The sequence below is a fragment of the Streptomyces sp. 2A115 genome, assembly GCF_052245575.1.
Taxonomy (GTDB): domain Bacteria; phylum Actinomycetota; class Actinomycetes; order Streptomycetales; family Streptomycetaceae; genus Streptomyces.
The window spans coordinates 26,187-43,507 of sequence record NZ_JBQQCG010000057.1 but is presented as its reverse complement, the minus strand read 5'-3'; the positions used below and the strand labels follow the sequence as shown (position 1 = coordinate 43,507).

Sequence of the window (17,321 nt, the reverse complement as noted above, 5' to 3'; positions counted from 1 at the left end):
TCGCGAATCTCATTCATGGGCAGTCCCCCAAGTGTTCACTAGGCCGACATCGGTCGTTGGACTCTGATCGACTGCAGCAGCCCCACGGCCACCCAGACGGCGAACATCGACGAGCCTCCGTACGAGACGAAGGGCAGGGGCAGACCCGCGACCGGCATGATGCCGAGGGTCATGCCGACGTTCTCGAAGGACTGGAAGGCGAACCAGGCGATGATCCCGGCGGCGACGATCGTGCCGTACAGCTCGGTCGTCTCGCGGGCGATCCGGCAGGCCCGCCACAGGACGATGCCCAGCAGGACCAGGATCAGTCCGGCGCCGACGAAGCCGAGTTCCTCGCCCGCGACCGTGAACACGAAGTCGGTCTGCTGCTCGGGGACGAACTGGCCGGTGGTCTGGGAACCCTTGCCGAGCCCGGTGCCGAAGAGGCCGCCGGAGCCGATCGCGATGCGTGCCTGGTTGGTGTTGTAGCCGACGCCGGCCGGGTCGAGCTCGGGGTTGGCGAAGGCGGCGAAGCGGTTGATCTGGTACTCGTCGAGGATCTTGAGCTGCCAGGCCGCGACGGCGCCGATCGCGCCGGCTCCGATCAGTCCGAACACCCAGCGGTTGGAGGCGCCGGAGGCGAGCAGCACGCCGAGCACGATGATCACCATGACCATGACCGAGCCGAGGTCGGGCATGAGCAGGACGATCAGTATCGGTACGACGGCGAGGCCGAGGGACTGCAGGACCGTGCGGTGGTCCGGGTACGGCTTGTCCCCGGCGTCGACCCGGGCCGCGAGCAGCATCGCCATGCCCAGGATGATCGTGATCTTCACGAACTCGGAGGGCTGGAGCGAGAAGCCGCCGCCGATGACGATCCACGCGTGCGCGCCGTTGATCGTCGCGCCGAGCGGGGTCAGCACGAGCAGGATCAGGAAGACGGAGATCCCGTACAGGATCGGCACGGCGGTGCGCAGGGTGCGGTGGCCGAGCCAGACCGTGCCGATCATCAGGGCGAAGCCGATGCTCGTGTTGAGCAGGTGCCGGACCAGGAAGTAGTACGGGTCGCCCTGGTTGAGCTCGGTGCGGTTGCGGGTCGCCGAGTAGACGAGGGCCGCGCCGATCAGGGAGAGGGCGATGGCCGCGAACAGTATCGGCCAGTCGAGCCTGCGGGCCAGCGAGTCGCGGGCGAACAGCCGCGAGAGGCTGGAGCGTTGGGGCCCGTACCCGGAGACGGAGAAGCCGTTCGCGCCGGTCATGTGGTCGTCCTTCGCCGCTTTTTCGGGCGGGCCCTGCCCCTTCGGGCATCGCGCCTTCGGGTGTCGCGGTTGTTGCCGGTGTTGGGATTGGGCACGGTGCCGGCCGGGTCGTCGCCCGTCACCGGCGGCTGGGGGCCCTCCTCGGTGGCCTGCTCCTCGGAGAGTTTCTCCTTCGGTGGCGGGTACGCCGCGACCTTCGGGGCGTCGATCGACCCGTCCTTCTCGATCTTCGGCAGGCTCTTCTGCGGGTTGTAGAGCAGGGCCTTCTTCTTGTCGATCTTGCCGTCCTCGGAGACGCCGTACAGCGCGTTGTAGATCTTGCGCACGGCGGGACCCGAGGCGCCGGAGCCCGTTCCACCCTGGGAGATCGTCATGACGACCGTGTAGTCCTTGGTGTACGTGGTGAACCACGAGGTCGTCTGCTTGCCGTAGACCTCGGCCGTACCCGTCTTGGCGTGCATCGGGATCTCGTCCTGCGGCCAGCCGCCGAACCGCCAGGCGGCCGTACCGCGGGTCGCGACTCCTTCGAGGGCACCGTCTATCTCGCTGAGCGTCTGCTGCGTCATCGGCAGCTTGCCGTGCGGCTTCGGCTTGATCTCCTGGACGGTCCTGCCGTCGGGGCTGATGATCGCCTTGCCTACGGTCGGGTCGTAGAGGGTGCCGCCGTTGGAGATCGCCCCGTAGATCGTCGCCATCTGGATCGGTGTGACCAGCGTGTCGCCCTGGCCGATCGCGTAGTTGACGGAGTCACCGGCGCGCAGCCGGTTGCCTTCGAGGCAGTTCTCGTACGCGATCTGCTCGGCGTACGTGCCGCCCTTCTTGCCGTACTTGCACCAGGCGTCCTTGTTGGCCTTCCAGTAGTCCAGCTTCCACTGGCGGTCGGGGACGCGGCCGGTGACCTCGTTCGGCAGGTCGATGCCGGTTTCCTTGCCGAGGCCGAACTGGTGGGCCGTCTTGTAGAACCAGTCGTTGGCGTTATTCGGCTTGGTGCCGCCGTCCCTCTTCCACTCCTCGTGCGAGAGCCGGTAGAAGACGGTGTCGCAGGAGACCTCGAGGGCGCGGCCGAGGCTGATCGGGCCGTACCCCTTGGACTCGAAGTTCTTGAAGACCTGGCCGCCGACGGAGTACGAGCTGGAGCACTGGTAGGGGCCGTCGAAGGAGTAGCCCGCGTTGACCGCGGCGGCCGTCGGGATGACCTTGAAGACCGAGCCGGGGGCCGACTGGCCCTGGATGGCGCGGTTCAGGAGCGGGTAGTTGGAGTCCTTGCCGGTGAGCTTGGTGTAGTCCTTGCCGGAGATGCCGCCGACCCAGGCGTTCGGGTCGTACGACGGGTTGGACGCCATGGCGACGACGCGGCCGGTCTTGGCCTCCATGACGACCACGGCACCGGAGTCGGCCTTGTAGTTCACACCGGTGTTCCTGTCGAGCTCCTTGCGGGCGTCCTTCATGGCCTGGTTCAGCTCGTACTCGGCGACGCGCTGGACGCGGGAGTCGATGCTGGTGACGACGTTGGCGCCGGGCTGGGCCTGGTCGCTCTCGGCCTGGCCGATGACCCGGCCGAGGTTGTCGACCTCGTAGCGGGTGACGCCCGCCTTGCCACGCAGTTCCTTGTCGTACTGGCGCTCCAGGCCGGAGCGGCCGACCTGGTCGGAGCGCAGGTACGGCGAGTCGGTGTCCTTGGCCTTGGTGATCTCCTCGTCCGTGACGGGCGAGAGGTAGCCGAGGACCTGCGCGGTGTTGGCCTTGGCGGGGGCGGCGTAGCGGCGGACGGCCTGCGGCTCGGCGGTGATGCCGGGGAAGTCCTCGGCGCGCTCGCGGATCTGGAGGGCCTGCTTGGGTGTGGCCTCGTCGGTGATGGGGATCGGCTGGTAGGGCGAGCCGTTCCAGCAGGGCTGCGGCGTCTTCGAGTCGCACAGCCGGACCTTCTCGATGACGTCCTTGGGCTTCACGCCCAGCACGCCGGCGAGCTTGGTGAGGACCGCCTTGCCGTCGTCGTCCATCTTCAGCAGGTCGGTGCGGGAGGCGGAGACCACGAGCCGGGTCTCGTTGTCGGCGATCGGCACACCGCGGGCGTCGAGGATCGAACCGCGCACGGCGGGGCTGACGACCTGCTGGACGTGGTTGCCGGAGGCCTCCTTGGCGTACTCGTCGCCGTTGCGGATCTGGAGGTACCAGAGCCGTCCACCGAGGGTGCCCAGGAGGGAAAGGACGAGGATCTGGATGACGACGAGCCGGATCTGGACCCGTGGGGTCCGGCCGGTCTCGGGGATGTTGGTCACTGCGGCTGTCTCCCCCTCTCAGAGCACGTACGAGTCGAAGCACGTACGAGTCATATACGAGTCGGTCATATACGAGTCATACGAGTACACGGCCAACCTGTGCGCGCGGGCCTCCGTCGGCCGGCGTGCCCCCACAGGCTCTTGCTGCCCCGCTCTCACAGTCGCTTGACCCCCTTGATGCGTCCCGCGCGGGCCACCCGTGCCTTGGCCGCCTTGGCTCTCAGTCCGCCGCGCTGGCTGCCGATGCGCAGGCCCGTGCCGGAGGAGATCCAGCCCGCGGAGACGTCGGTCGCCTTGGAGGAGCCACCGGCCTCGGCGAGCGGATCGTTGTCGGCACGCCGGGCCAGCGCCATGATCCCGGGGACCACGAACGGGGCGAGCAGCAGGTCGTACAGGGCGGCCGTGAACAGCAGGCTGCCCAGGCCCACATGGCGGGCGGCGGTGTCGCCGACGAGGGCGCCGACTCCCGCGTACAGGAGGGTGGAGCCGATCGCCGCGGCGACGACCACGGCCATCGGGCCGGTCGCGGACTTGAGCTGACCGTTGTCCGGTCTGGCGAGCCCGGCGAGGTAGCCGATGACGCACAGCACGAGCGCGTAGCGCCCGGCGGCGTGGTCGGCGGGCGGGGCCAGGTCGGCGAGGAGGCCCGCGCCGAAGCCGACGAGGGCACCGCCGACGTGGCCGTAGACCAGGGCGAGGCCCAGCACGGTGAGCAGCAGCAGGTCGGGCACGGCGCCCGGGAGCTGGAGGCGGGCAAGGACGCTCACCTGGATCACCAGGGCGACGATCACCAAGGTCGTGGAGAGCAGCATTCGGTTGAAGCGCATGGAAATTCAGCTCCTACTGCTCTTGCTGCTCTTGCTGCAGACCGTCGGCGGGCACCTCGGCGGACGGTGTGACCGTCACGGTCACCGTCGGCGTGGGGGTCGGCTTGGGTTTGGGTGGCAGTACCTCGTCACGCGGGTCCTCGCGCGGGGCCTGGACGACGACGCCGACGACATCGAGCTTGGTGAAGGAGACGTACGGCCTGACGTAGATCGTGCGGGTCAGGTCGCCGCCGGAGGGGTCGACGCGGGACACGACACCGACGGGGACGCCGGGCACGAACGGCCTGTCGGCCTGGGATCCGAAGGTGACCAGCCGGTCGCCCTGCTTGATCTTGGCCTTGCCGTTGAGCAGCTCCACGCGCAGCGGGCGGTCGCCCTGGCCGGAGGCGAAGCCGAGCTCGTCGGAGGCCTCCATGCGCGTACCGACCGTGAAGTCCGGGTCGTTGGCGAGCAGCACGGTGGCGGTGTTCGGCCCGACGGTGGTGACGCGCCCGACCAGCCCGTCCCCGTTGAGTACGGTCATGTCGCGCTTTATACCGTCGTTGGCGCCCGCGTTGATGGTGACGGTCCACGAGAAGCCCTGAGCCGCCCCTATGGCGATGACCTCGGCGCCCTTGATGCCGTACTGTCCGGCGCCCGCCGTCTTGAGGATCTTGTCGAGCTGTTTGAGGCGGCTGCGGTTGCGGTCGTCGCTGCCCAGCTTCGCCTTCAACGCGGCGTTGTCGCGCTCGAGTTGGGCGATGCGGTCGTGTCGGCTGCCGGAGTCCTTCACGGCCGAGATCGCGTTGCCGACGGGGTCGACCGCGGACGACACTCCGTCCTCGATCGGGCCGAAGACCGTGGCGGCGGCCCGGCGGGCACCGTCGACCGGCGAGTCCTCGCCGCCGCGGATGTCCACCGTGATCAGCGCGAACGCGATGGCGATCAGCAGCACCAGGAGCAGCCGGCTCTCTCGTGTGTCCCTCACGTGCGGCGGCGTGCCTTCCTCGTCGGAATTCGGGAATTCGTTTGTGACGCCGCGGGAACCCCGGGCGACATGGCGGAGCTCATGTCTCCATATCAACGATCCGCCGCACGAGAGGGGCTCGTCTCGTACGGCGGAATCGAAGAGTTACGTCATCTGCGCGGCTGGGCGTCCAGCACCTGCTGGAGTGCCTCGAACTCCTCGACGCACTTGCCGGAGCCGAGCGCCACGCTGTCCAGCGGGTCCTCGGCGATGTGGATCGGCATGCCGGTCTCACGGCGCAGCCGCTCATCGAGCCCGCGCAGCAGCGCGCCACCACCCGTCAGCACGATCCCTCGGTCCATGACGTCGCCGGACAGCTCCGGCGGGCACTTGTCGAGGGTGGTCTTGACGGCGTCGACGATCGCGTTGACCGGTTCCTCGATCGCCTTGCGGACTTCGGCCGCCGAGATCACGACGGTCTTCGGAAGGCCGGAGACCAGGTCCCGGCCACGGATTTCGGTGTGTTCGTCATTGTCGAGGTCGTACGCGGAACCGATCGTGATCTTGATCTGCTCGGCCGTCCGCTCACCGAGAAGGAGCGAGTACTCCTTCTTGATGTGCTGGATGATCGCGTTGTCCAGCTCGTCGCCGGCGACACGGATGGACTGTGCCGTGACGATTCCGCCGAGCGAGATGACCGCGACCTCGGTGGTACCGCCACCGATGTCCACCACCATGTTGCCCGTGGCCTCGTGGACCGGCAGGCCGGAACCGATGGCCGCGGCCATGGGCTCCTCGATGATGTGCACCTGGCGGGCCCCGGCCTGGGACGACGCCTCGATGACGGCACGGCGCTCGACGCCCGTGATGCCCGAGGGCACACAGACGACAACGCGAGGCCGGGCCAGATACCGCCGCTTGTGGATCTTCAGGATGAAGTAGCGGAGCATCCGCTCGGTGATCTCGAAGTCGGCGATGACACCGTCCTTCAGCGGGCGCACGGCAACGATGTTGCCGGGGGTCCGCCCGATCATCTTCTTCGCTTCCGCGCCGACCGCGAGGATTCCACCGGTGTTGGTGTTGATCGCGACGACGGACGGCTCGTTGAGTACGATCCCGCGACCCCTGACGTACACCAGCGTGTTGGCGGTCCCGAGGTCGACAGCCATGTCACGGCCGATGAACGACATTGAGTTCCCCATCAGGATTCGTCTGGCCTTCCCAAGTGGAGCTTTTGATGGCTTTTTAGGTCGGCGAGGGTGTGCGCTGTGACGTGAAGGCTTCCATCGTAGTCTCGCCTGCACGAACACTGCGCGAGGGTCTTCGCCATTGTCAGCAGATGACACGCCGCCCCGCTTCTGGAGACGAGCCAACGGGGGTACGCGTTCCCCCGATCGGCACGCATATGCCAGAGAACAGCCGTCAATGCGAAACCGTCCCAGGTGAGGCGGGTGGGCGACTGACAGGGCGTCAAAAGATTCTCGGTGTGCGGTATGTGGGTGAGTGGGCGGCGAGGGTGAAGGCTGGGGGGCCTCTGGAAGCCTGAGCCTCATGAGCGGGGCCGCCCCTCCCGGGGAGCCCGGCCTTCCTCGGCGCACCGGCTTTCTCGGAGCCCTGGATTTCTCGGCCGGAGAATCGGATCTCCCGGGCGTGGCGCCGGTCGGATCCGCCGCCCGACGAAAGCCCGGAGCCTGAGGGCGGATCCGGGCCGGCCCGAGAGCCCCAGCCCGGCGGCGGGGCGTGGGCTGTCCGGAAATTCCGAATTGAACGGAAACCCAGAACCCGGCGATGGGCCAGAGCCAGGCCGAACGCCCGAGCCCGCCGACGGGACCGAGTTGGAGCGAAAGCCCGAGCCCGCCGACGGGACCGAGTCGGAGCGAAAGCCCGAGCCCGCCGACGGGACCGAGTCGGAGCGAAAGCCCGAGCCCGCCGACGGGACCGAGTTGGAGCGAAAGCCCGAGCCCGCCGACGGGACCGAGTCGGAGCGAAAGCCCGAGCCGAACGGGAAGCCACGAGCCCAACAGAGAGCCCGATCCTGACAAAAGCCCCGAACCTGGCGGAGGGCCCCAGCCGGACGAAAGCTCCGAGTTGGGCCGAAAGCTCGCGGCGGGCGTTAGACGGGGGCGGTGGACGCTAGGCGGTAGGCGGTGGGCGGTAGGCGGTAGGCCCGTGTTTGTCAGTTCTCGGTGCCGGAGGTGTCGGATCGGATCCGGCGCTCCGCTCGGCGCAGTTGTCGGGCGGAGCACCCGGCGCCCGGCCTGGGTGCAGTGCCTGGGTACCACGTCCGGCCGACGCTCCATCCGAGTCCAAGCACTGGGCAACGAGCCCTGCCACCGCCCAACTCGTTCCCGGCCGGGCGGGCGCCCCGGCCGGGAACGAGCGGAGCGGACCCGTCAGGTGAGGCCAGGGAAGAAGATCTTCATCTCACGGTCGGCGGACTCCTCGGAGTCCGAGGCGTGGATCAGGTTCTCCCGGACGATCACGCCGAAGTCGCCGCGGATGGAGCCGGGGGCCGCGGCGATCGGGTCGGTCGGGCCCGCCAGCGCCCGTACGCCCTCGATGACGCGGTCTCCCTCGACGACCAGGGCGACGACGGGGCCGGAGGCCATGAAGGCGACCAGCGGCTCGTAGAAGGGCTTGCCCTTGTGCTCGCCGTAGTGCTGCTCCAGCGTCTCCTGGTCCAGCGTGCGCAGTTCCAGCGCGGTGATCTGCCAGCCGGCCTTGCGCTCGATACGGCTGATGATCTCGCCGGTCAGGCCGCGACGGACCGCGTCGGGCTTGAGAAGGACGAGGGTGCGCTGGCTCACGGTGGTGGCTCCTTCAGGTCACAGATGTGCGGATGCCCGAGATTACAGGGCGTGTCCGGGTGCTCGTTACGCAGCGTCAGGTGGTACGGGGGCTGTTCATCACCTGTCAACCCGACCGGCGTGCACCCGCCGACCCGGTCCGCATCTCCAGCGGCTACGTCGCGGGCCTACGCCGCATTCCCCTCCGCCTCGGCCTGCGTCTGCGTCTGCGCGGCAAACCGCTCCTTCGCCTCCTCGACCTTCCGCCCGAAATGAACGGACGCCCACCACAGAGCGGCGAAAACCGTGCCCAGGAAGAACATGGTCGGCACGAAGAACCCACTCGCGATCAGCGCGATCTGCAGCACCCAGCCGAGCTGCACACCCCCGGGCCGCGTGATCATCCCGCACAGCAGCAGACACAGCACCATGGCGACACCGCTGACCGTCCAGACCGTGGTCATGGACAGATCGGGATCCTTCATGGCGACGAGTCCGGCGAAGCCGATGACGAAGATCTCTCCGATCAGCGTCGAAGCACAGAGCGTACGCACAGGTCAGCTCCTCCCCAGGAGCAGTCGGGCCTCGCCGACGGTGATCACGGATCCGGTGACGAGCACCCCCGCGCCCGCGTACTCGGCCTCCTCCTCGGCCAGGGTGATCGCGGCCTCCAGGGCCTCGTCCAGCCGCGGCTCGACCTGGACCCGGTCCTCGCCGAACACCTCGACGGCGACTGCGGCAAGCGCGTCGGCGTCCATCGCCCGGTGGCTGGAATTCTGCGTGACGACGACCTCGGTGAAGATCGGCTCGAAGGCTTCCAGCAGCCCCCGTACGTTCTTGTCGCCGCTGGCCCCCACGACACCGATCAGCCGGCTGAAGTCGAAGGCCTCACGGATGCCCTCGGCCGTGGCCCGGGCGCCCGCCGGGTTGTGCGCGGCGTCCAGGACGACGGTCGGCGAGCGGCGCACGACCTCCATGCGGCCCGGTGCGGCGACCGAGGCGAAGGCCTTGCGGACCGTGTCGATGTCCAGCGGCTCGGGCCGCTGGGAGCCGACGCCGAAGAACGCCTCGACGGCGGCGAGCGCCACCGCCGCGTTGTGCGCCTGGTAGGGCCCGTGCAGCGGGATGTACACCTCGTCGTACTCCCCGCCGAGCCCGTTGAGCGTCAGCAGCTGCCCGCCGACGGCGACCTGGCGGCTCACGACGCCGAACTCGAGCCCCTCGCGGGCTACGGTGGCATCGACCTCGACGGCTTTCTTGAGCATCACCTGGGCGGCGTCGACGGGCTGCTGGGCCAGGATGACGGTCGCGTCCTGTTTGACGATTCCCGCCTTCTCCTGGGCGATCTCCCCGGGGGTGATCCCGAGGCGGTCGGTGTGATCCAGATCGATCGGGGTCACGACGGCGACGTCACCGTCGATCACGTTCGTGGCGTCCCAGCTGCCGCCCATCCCCACTTCCACGACGGCCACGTCGATGGGCGCGTCCGCGAAGGCCGCGTACGCCATGCCCGTGAGCACCTCGAAGAAGGAGAGGCGGAACTCCTGCTGGGCGTCGACCATCTCGACGTACGGCTTGATGTCGTTGTACGTCTCCACGAACCGCTCGGCGGAGATCGCCGCCCCGTCCAGGCTGATCCGCTCGGTGACCGACTGGACGTGCGGCGACGTGTACCGCCCTGTGCGCAGGTCGAAGGCGCTGAGCAGGGCCTCGATCATGCGGGCGGTCGACGTCTTGCCGTTGGTGCCGGTGATGTGGATGGAGGGGTATGTCCGCTGCGGCTCCCCGAGTACGTCCATGAGCGCGGCGATCCGGCTGACGGAGGGCTCCAGCTTGGTCTCGCCCCAGCGCGTGGCGAGCTCGGCCTCGACCTCGCGCAGCGCCTTGTCGGTCTCGGGGTCGGCCGGTCGCCCGGGAATGTCGGACTGCGGCGGCCCGCCCTGCGTCCGCAGGGTGCGGCTGCCGGCCTCGATCACGGCCAGGTCGGGATCGCGCTCCGTCTCCGCTCCGACGATCTCGTCGAACGGGTCGGACTCACTGCTGTCGTGCGGGAGCTCACTCACACACCCAGTCTACGGAGGACCACCGACAGGAGCTTGAACGCGGGTGCCGGGTGCCGCACACCTACGCCGAGGGCCCCGGAACCGTACTCGGCTCCGGGGCCCTCGGCCACGTACGAACGACTGCGCATACCCCTACCCGTACCGGTACCTCTACGCCTCCGGCAGGCTGTCCAGCTGGGCCTTGATGCGGGCGATGTCCTCGTCCGCCTTGGCTAGCCGCGTGCGGATCTTCTCCACGACGTGGTCCGGGGCCTTGGCCAGGAACGCCTCGTTGCCGAGCTTGGCGTTCGCCTGGGCCTTCTCCTTCTCGGCCGCGGCGAGGTCCTTCGCGAGGCGCTTGCGTTCGGCCGCCACGTCGATCGTGCCGGAGAGGTCGAGCGCGACCTGCGCGCCCGCGACCGGCAGGGTCGCCGTGGCCGTGAAGGCGTCGCCCTCCGGCTGGAGGCGCAGCAGTTGGCGGATGGCCGCCTCGTGCGGGGCCAGGGCGGTCCCGTCGAGGGTGAGCCGGGCCGGGACGCGCTGGCCGGGCTGCAACCCCTGGTCGGCACGGAAGCGACGGACCTCCGTGATGACCTGCTGGAGCGTCTCGATCTCCCGCTCGGCGCCGGCGTCGCGGAAGCCGTTGTCGGTGGGCCACTCGGCGATCACGAGGGACTCGCCGCCCGTGAGCGTCGTCCACAGCGTCTCCGTGACGAAGGGGACCACCGGGTGCAGCAGCTTCAGCGTGACGTCCAGGACCTCGCCCAGGACGCGCTTGCTGACCTCGGCCGCCGGCCCGCCCGCGATGAACGTCGTCTTGGACAGCTCGACGTACCAGTCGAAGACCTCGTCCCACGCGAAGTGGAACAGCGCGTCGGAGAGCTTCGCGAACTGGAAGTCCTCGTAGAACGCGTCGACTTGAGCGACGGTCTTGTTGAGGCGGGACAGGATCCACCGGTCCGTCGCCGACATCTCGGACGGGTCCGGGAGCGGTCCCTCGACCGTCGCGCCGTTCATCAGCGCGAAGCGGGTCGCGTTCCAGATCTTGTTGGCGAAGTTACGGGACGCCTGGACCCAGTCCTCGCCGATCGGCACGTCCGCGCCCGGGTTGGCGCCACGGGCGAGGGTGAAGCGGACGGCGTCGGCGCCGTACGCGTCCATCCAGTCCAGCGGGTCCACCGAGTTGGGGTTGGACTTGGACATCTTCTTGCCGTGCTCGTCGCGGACAAGGCCGGTCAGGGCGATGGTCTTGAACGGGGCCTCACCGTCCATCGCGTACAGACCGAACATCATCATCCGGGCGACCCAGAAGAAGATGATGTCGTGGCCGGTGAGCAGGACGTCGGTCGAGTAGAACTTCTCGAGGTCCGGGGTGCGCTCAGGCCAGCCGAGCGTGGAGAACGGCCAAAGCCCGGAGGAGAACCAGGTGTCGAGGACGTCGGACTCCTGGGTCCAGCCCTCGGCCTCGGTACCCGGCGGCTCCTCGTTCGGACCGACGCAGACGACCTCGCCGTCCGGCCCGTACCAGACGGGGATCCGGTGGCCCCACCACAGCTGGCGCGAGATGCACCAGTCGTGCATGTTGTCGACCCAGTCGAAGTAGCGCCTCGACATCTCCTTCGGGTGGATCTCCACCCGCCCGTCACGGACCGCGTCACCGGCGGCCTTCGCGAGCGGGGCGACCTTGACCCACCACTGCATGGACAGCCGCGGCTCGACGGTGGTCTTGCAACGCGAGCAGTGGCCGACGGAGTGCACGTACGGGCGCTTCTCGGCGACGACCCGGCCCTGTTCGCGCAGGGCCGCGACGATGGTGGAGCGGGCTTCGAAGCGGTCGAGTCCCTGGAACGGGCCGTGCACGGTGATGACACCGCGCTCGTCCATCACGGTCATCGACTCGAGGCCGTGGCGCTGGCCGATCTCGAAGTCGTTCGGGTCGTGGGCGGGGGTGACCTTGACGGCACCCGTGCCGAACTCCGGGTCGACGTGCGTGTCCGCGACGACGGGGATCGTACGGTCCGTCAGCGGGAGCTTGATGCGCTTGCCGATGAGATGCCGGTAGCGCTCGTCGTCGGGGTGAACGGCGACGGCGGTGTCACCGAGCATCGTCTCGGCACGGGTGGTCGCGACGACGAGCGTCTCGTCGCCCTCCCCGTACTTGATGGAGACGAGCTCGCCGTCGTCGTCCTGGTACTCCACCTCGATGTCCGAGATGGCCGTCAGACAGCGGGGACACCAGTTGATGATCCGCTCGGCGCGGTAGATCAGCTCGTCGTCGTACAGCTTCTTGAAGATGGTGAGGACGGCTTCGGAGAGCCCCTCGTCCATGGTGAACCGCTCACGCGACCAGTCCACCCCGTCCCCGAGCCGCCGCATCTGCCCGAGGATCCTGCCGCCGTACTCTTCCTTCCACTGCCAGACGCGCTCGACGAACTCCTCGCGCCCCAGGTCCTGGCGGGACTTGCCCTCTTCCGCCAACTGCTGCTCGACCTTGTTCTGCGTGGCGATACCGGCGTGGTCCATGCCCGGCAGCCACAGCGCCTCGAACCCCTGCATGCGCTTACGACGCGTCAGCGCGTCCATCAGCGTGTGCTGGAAGGCGTGCCCGAGGTGAAGCGAGCCCGTGACGTTCGGCGGCGGGATGACGATGGTGTACGGCGGCTTCTCGCTCTTCGCGTCGGCGGCGAAGTAACCCCGTTCCACCCAGCGCTCGTACAGCGTCCCCTCTACCTCGGCCGGCGCGTACTGGGTCGGCAGTTCGGGAGTGGGCGCTGTTGGCTGCTGCTGAGCGTTCTCGGTCACGGGCTCAGTTTAGGGGTGTCACGCGTCCGTCCCGAAACGGGATTCCTCGGTAACAGTGCGGTCCCGATGCGCCGTGCGGCCGCCGCTTGGGACAGGATGTTCGGAACACATAAGTTTCTGGAGGGGAACCCAGTAATGAGCTACAACCAGCCGGGCCCGTACGGCGGGCAGCCCCAGCAGCCTGGACCGTACGGTCAGCCGGGTCCTTACGGCCAGCCGCCGCAGGCCCCCCAGCCCGGCCAGCCCGGCTACGGCTACCCGCAGCAGCAGCCCCCGCAGCAGCCCGGCTACGGGTACCCCCAGCAGGCCCCTCCCGGCGTCCCGCCCCAGCAGCCCGGCTACGGCCAGCAGCCGCCGTACGGCCAGCAGCCCCCCGGCGCTCCCTACGGCGCCCCGATGCCCCCGGCTCCCGGCGGCGGCAAGAAGAAGACGGGCCTGGTCATCGGCGCGGTGGCGGTCGTGGCCGCGATCGCTGTCGGGGCGTACCTCGTCATCGGGACCGGCAGTGGCAGCGACAGCGCCGGTTCCGGCGGAGTCAAGGACGACGGCCCGCACAAGCTGACGACTCCGGCGACGGTGCTCACCGACTACAAGAAGGGCGAAAGTGCCGGCAGCGGCGGTTTCAACGAGAGCGATCTCAAGGAAGCCGAGAAGCACGGTGTCAAGGGCGCCAAGGATGTCAGCTCGGACTACCAGGCCGGGGACGAGAGCAACCCGCTGGCCATGCAGATGATCAACTTCATGGGCGTCTACGGCGAGATCGACGACCCGGAGAAGGTCGTCGACGCCATGTTCGCCACCATGAAGGAAGAAGCCGAGAAGGACCCGGACGAGGGTCAGGTCGTCGGCAGCCCGAAGAGCTACACGCCCAGCGGCCTGGACGGCGCGGTCCTGAAGTGCCAGGTGACCAAGGTCAAGAACGACGACGCCTCGGCGGGCGACCCGGCCTCCGGCCCCACCGAGATCAACCTGCCGGTGTGCATCTGGGGTGACCACAGCACGCTCGGCATCGTCATCAACCTGGACCTGGCCGACGCCATGGCGGGCAAGGCCGCCGACGTCACAGGGGCCGCCGATCTGACGGCCAAGTTCCGCAAGGAAGTCCGCGTCAAGATCTGACCGTACGTCTCACCGGTCGCCGGTCTGAACAGTCTCAACAGCGAAGGGGCCCCGGTCAGTTGACCGGGGCCCCTTCCTCGTCTGCGTACCGTCTACGCCGTCTTCTGTTCCCCCGGTCCGCGCCCGCGGGCGTCCCGCGGAATCAGTGTCGGGTTCACGTTCGAGCGGACGACGTCCGCCGTGATGACGACGCGGGCCACGTCCTTGCGGGACGGAACCTCGTACATCACCGCCTGCAGGACCTCTTCCATGATGGCGCGCAGGCCGCGCGCGCCGGTCTGGCGGAGGATGGCCTGGTCGGCGATGGCTTCGAGGGCCTCGCGCTCGAAGTCCAGCTCCACGCCGTCGAGTTCGAAGAGTCGCTGGTACTGCTTCACGAGCGCGTTGCGGGGCTCGACCAGGATCTGGAGGAGGGCTTCGCGGTCCAGGTTGTGCACGCTCGTGATGACGGGGAGGCGACCGATGAACTCGGGGATCATGCCGAACTTCACCAGGTCCTCGGGCATGACGTCCTCGAAGCGGTCCTTCGCCTCCAGCTCCTTCTTGGAGCGGATCGTCGCGCCGAAGCCGATGCCCTTGGCACCCGCACGGGACTCGACGAGCTTCTCCAGGCCCGCGAAGGCGCCGCCCACGATGAACAACACGTTCGTCGTGTCGATCTGGATGAACTCCTGGTGGGGGTGCTTGCGCCCGCCCTGCGGCGGGACGGAGGCCGTCGTGCCCTCCAGGATCTTCAACAGGGCCTGCTGGACGCCCTCGCCGGACACGTCACGCGTGATCGACGGGTTTTCGCTCTTACGAGCCACCTTGTCGATCTCGTCGATGTAGATGATCCCGGTCTCGGCCTTCTTGACGTCGTAGTCCGCCGCCTGGATCAGCTTCAGCAGGATGTTCTCGACGTCCTCGCCGACATACCCCGCCTCCGTCAGCGCCGTCGCGTCCGCGATGGCGAACGGAACGTTCAGCATGCGGGCCAGCGTCTGCGCCAGGAGTGTCTTGCCGGAGCCCGTCGGGCCCAGCAGCAGGATGTTGGACTTCGCCAACTCGATGGCGTCCTCGCGGTTCTGGCCCGCGCTGTTCTCGCCGGCCTGGACCCGCTTGTAGTGGTTGTAGACCGCGACCGAGAGCGCCTTCTTGGCGGACTCCTGGCCCACGACGTACCCCTCGAGGAACTCGTAGATCTCGCGAGGTTTCGGGAGTTCCTCCCAGCGGACCTCGCTCGTTTCCGCGAGCTCTTCCTCGATGATCTCGTTGCAGAGGTCGATGCACTCGTCGCAGATGTACACACCAGGGCCTGCGATGAGCTTCTTGACCTGCTTCTGGCTCTTGCCACAGAACGAGCACTTGAGCAGATCGCCGCCGTCACCGATGCGTGCCACGGTGTGCTTCCCCTTCGCCTGGGAGACGCCTAGGTCCAGCGGCTCCTGGTGCTGCCTTATGTCCGACGGTACCTTGCCGAGCCCCTCGTTCGGGCCCCCCTTGGCGCGGTTCACTTTGTCGTGAACCGCGTCAAGGAGCGGCAGACGATACAGCGATCCCTCACGTATACGTCACGCGACGACTGCGTTGTTCATCTTCCGGGTCGAGATGATCTGGTCGATCAGGCCGTACGCGAGCGCGTCCTCGGCCGTGAGGATCTTGTCGCGCTCGATGTCCTCGCGGATCTTCTCGATCGGCGTCGTGGAGTGCTTGGCCAGCATGTCCTCGAGCTGGGCACGCATCCGGAGGATCTCGTTCGCCGCGATCTCGAGGTCGGAGACCTGACCGCGACCGGTCTCACTGTACGGCTGGTGGATCAGCACGCGCGCGTTGGGCAGCGCCATGCGCTTGCCCGGTGTACCGGCGGCCAGCAGGATCGCGGCGGCCGAGGCGGCCTGCCCCATGCAGACCGTCTGGACATCCGGCTTCACGAACTGCATCGTGTCGTAAATGGCCGTGAGTGCCGTGAAGGAGCCACCGGGGCTGTTGATGTAGACCGAGATGTCACGGTCGGGGTCCATCGACTCCAGGCACAGCAGCTGCGCCATGACGTCGTTGGCGGAGGCGTCGTCGATCTGCACGCCGAGGAAGATCACGCGCTCCTCGAACAGCTTCGCGTACGGGTCGTACTCACGGACACCCTGCGAGGTGCGCTCGACGAAGCGCGGGATGACGTAGCGGGACTCCGCGCGAGGGCCTGTGTATTCGGCCTCTGTGCGGGCGTAGAGGCCGCTGCCGGGGAAGTCGTTCACTGTGTCTCCTGGAGAGCCTGATAAGGGCTGAGGCGGTCGGCTGGGGGCTCGGAAGGGCTGGGTGTCGGTCTACGCCGACGCCTGTGCCGGTACTGCGCCGACGCTCGGTCGGCGCGGAACCGGTCTACGCCGCTCCGGTACCGCCGCCGCCCGGCATTCCGGCAGCGGTGGGCATGATGTCGTCGATGAGGCCGTACTCCTTGGCCTCGATCGGGTCGAACCAGCGGTCACGGTCCGAGTCGCGGGTGATCTGCTCCACGGTCTGGCCGGTGTGGAACGAGGTCAGCTCCGCCATCCGCTTCTTGGTGTGCAGCAGCCGCTCGGCGTGGATCTTGATGTCCGACGCGGAGCCGGCGAGGCCGGCCGAGGGCTGGTGGATCAGGATCTCGGCGTTCGGCAGCGCGAACCGCTTGCCGGGGGTGCCGGCGCTGAGCAGGAACTGGCCCATCGAGGCCGCCATGCCCATGGCGATCGTCACCACGTCGTTCTTGATGTACTGCATGGTGTCGTAGATCGCCATGCCGGCGGTGATCGAGCCGCCGGGGCTGTTGATGTAGAGGTAAATGTCCTTGTCCGGATCGGAGGCAAGGAGCAGCAGCTGCGCCGTGATCTTGTTGGCGATGTCATCGTCGACCGCCTGGCCGAGGAAGATGATCCGCTCGCCGAGCAGCCGGTTGTAGACCTGGTCGCCGAGGCCACCACCGATGGGGTCGCCGGCGGCTGTGGGCATCAGATTCGTCACGTATCCACCTGCTCGTCTTACGACGGCGCCGGGCCGTCTCACGTCTTCTACTGGGGCGTGGGACCCCGTGTGCGGCCGTGTCGGACGGCTCCGGGGACTCCCCTGCCCTCGTACTCATGGACCCTAACGCGCGGGTCCCTCCGGGGAATCCCGCAGAGGGAACTGTTCGCTGTGAGCGCATGCGCTCCGCTGGGTCGAGCAGGGAATTCGTCGGGCTCCGCCCCGCTGGTGAGAGGCGCGGGGAACTGCGCGCTCAGCCCCCACGGGCCGCAGGCGCGTCTGCCGCGGTCTGTTCATGGTGGGTGTTGT

Annotated in this window: 13 protein-coding genes; 1 reads left to right on the top strand and 12 read right to left on the bottom strand. The window is 68.2% G+C overall.

Annotation, left to right across the window (positions count from 1 at the left end):
* Positions 1-38: 38 nt before the first annotated feature.
* From rodA to ACTWQR_RS36925, 9 genes are all read right to left on the bottom strand, one after another.
* Entirely contained in the window at positions 39-1,238 is a 1,200-nt protein-coding gene (gene rodA / locus ACTWQR_RS36965; RefSeq protein WP_443231604.1) for a rod shape-determining protein RodA, read from the bottom strand.
* Entirely contained in the window at positions 1,235-3,517 is a 2,283-nt protein-coding gene (mrdA, locus tag ACTWQR_RS36960; RefSeq protein WP_443231603.1) for a penicillin-binding protein 2, read from the bottom strand. Before mrdA ends, rodA begins: the two co-directional genes overlap by 4 nt.
* A 155-nt stretch (positions 3,518-3,672) precedes the next feature.
* Positions 3,673-4,344 carry a rod shape-determining protein MreD gene (gene mreD / locus ACTWQR_RS36955; RefSeq protein WP_443231602.1) on the bottom strand — a complete coding sequence of 224 codons (672 nt, stop codon included), beginning with the start codon at positions 4,342-4,344 and terminating at the stop codon, positions 3,673-3,675.
* A gap of 13 nt (positions 4,345-4,357) precedes the next feature.
* Positions 4,358-5,311, bottom strand: a complete 954-nt coding sequence (mreC, locus tag ACTWQR_RS36950; RefSeq protein ID WP_443231601.1) for a rod shape-determining protein MreC — start codon at positions 5,309-5,311, stop codon at positions 4,358-4,360.
* Positions 5,312-5,460: 149 nt separating this feature from the next.
* On the bottom strand, positions 5,461-6,480 hold the full coding sequence (locus ACTWQR_RS36945; RefSeq protein ID WP_037747701.1) for a rod shape-determining protein: 1,020 nt from the start codon (positions 6,478-6,480) through the stop codon (positions 5,461-5,463).
* 1,203 nt (positions 6,481-7,683) lie between these two features.
* A complete protein-coding gene (ndk, locus tag ACTWQR_RS36940) occupies positions 7,684-8,097 on the bottom strand; it encodes a nucleoside-diphosphate kinase (protein WP_443231600.1) in 414 nt (137 codons plus the stop codon).
* A 167-nt stretch (positions 8,098-8,264) separates the two neighbouring features.
* Positions 8,265-8,630, bottom strand: a complete 366-nt coding sequence (locus ACTWQR_RS36935) for a DUF4233 domain-containing protein (RefSeq protein WP_443231599.1) — start codon at positions 8,628-8,630, stop codon at positions 8,265-8,267.
* A gap of 3 nt (positions 8,631-8,633) precedes the next feature.
* On the bottom strand, positions 8,634-10,139 hold the full coding sequence (gene folC / locus ACTWQR_RS36930) for a bifunctional tetrahydrofolate synthase/dihydrofolate synthase (protein ID WP_443231598.1): 1,506 nt from the start codon (positions 10,137-10,139) through the stop codon (positions 8,634-8,636).
* Between the two features lie 150 nt (positions 10,140-10,289).
* Positions 10,290-12,920 carry a valine--tRNA ligase gene (locus ACTWQR_RS36925; protein ID WP_443231597.1) on the bottom strand — a complete coding sequence of 877 codons (2,631 nt, stop codon included), beginning with the start codon at positions 12,918-12,920 and terminating at the stop codon, positions 10,290-10,292.
* A gap of 135 nt (positions 12,921-13,055) precedes the next feature.
* Between ACTWQR_RS36925 and ACTWQR_RS36920 the strand changes: the two genes are divergently transcribed.
* Entirely contained in the window at positions 13,056-14,039 is a 984-nt protein-coding gene (locus ACTWQR_RS36920) for a hypothetical protein (RefSeq protein WP_443231596.1), read from the top strand.
* A 92-nt stretch (positions 14,040-14,131) separates the two neighbouring features.
* Here the strand turns inward: ACTWQR_RS36920 and clpX are convergent, their stop codons facing one another.
* The 3 genes from clpX to ACTWQR_RS36905 all read right to left on the bottom strand — a co-directional run bounded on the left by clpX (position 14,132) and on the right by ACTWQR_RS36905 (position 17,000).
* Positions 14,132-15,418: an ATP-dependent Clp protease ATP-binding subunit ClpX gene (gene clpX / locus ACTWQR_RS36915; protein WP_443231633.1), complete on the bottom strand. Its 1,287-nt coding sequence runs from the start codon at positions 15,416-15,418 to the stop codon at positions 14,132-14,134.
* A 171-nt stretch (positions 15,419-15,589) separates the two neighbouring features.
* Entirely contained in the window at positions 15,590-16,270 is a 681-nt protein-coding gene (locus tag ACTWQR_RS36910; RefSeq protein WP_363108151.1) for an ATP-dependent Clp protease proteolytic subunit, read from the bottom strand.
* Between the two features lie 124 nt (positions 16,271-16,394).
* Complete coding sequence (locus ACTWQR_RS36905) at positions 16,395-17,000, bottom strand: ATP-dependent Clp protease proteolytic subunit (protein WP_060897745.1); 606 nt, start codon at positions 16,998-17,000, stop codon at positions 16,395-16,397.
* Positions 17,001-17,321 lie beyond the last annotated feature (321 nt).

What these genes read in the sequence shown, in the direction of transcription:
- rodA (WP_443231604.1), bottom strand. Translation starts at nt 1,238, where the DNA reads ATGACCGGCGCGAACGGCTTCTCCGTCTCCGGGTACGGGCCCCAACGC.
- mreD (WP_443231602.1), bottom strand. Translation starts at nt 4,344, where the DNA reads ATGCGCTTCAACCGAATGCTGCTCTCCACGACCTTGGTGATCGTCGCC.
- ACTWQR_RS36945 (WP_037747701.1), bottom strand. Translation starts at nt 6,480, where the DNA reads ATGTCGTTCATCGGCCGTGACATGGCTGTCGACCTCGGGACCGCCAAC.
- ACTWQR_RS36920 (WP_443231596.1), top strand. Translation starts at nt 13,056, where the DNA reads ATGAGCTACAACCAGCCGGGCCCGTACGGCGGGCAGCCCCAGCAGCCT.
- ACTWQR_RS36905 (WP_060897745.1), bottom strand. Translation starts at nt 17,000, where the DNA reads ATGCCCACAGCCGCCGGCGACCCCATCGGTGGTGGCCTCGGCGACCAG.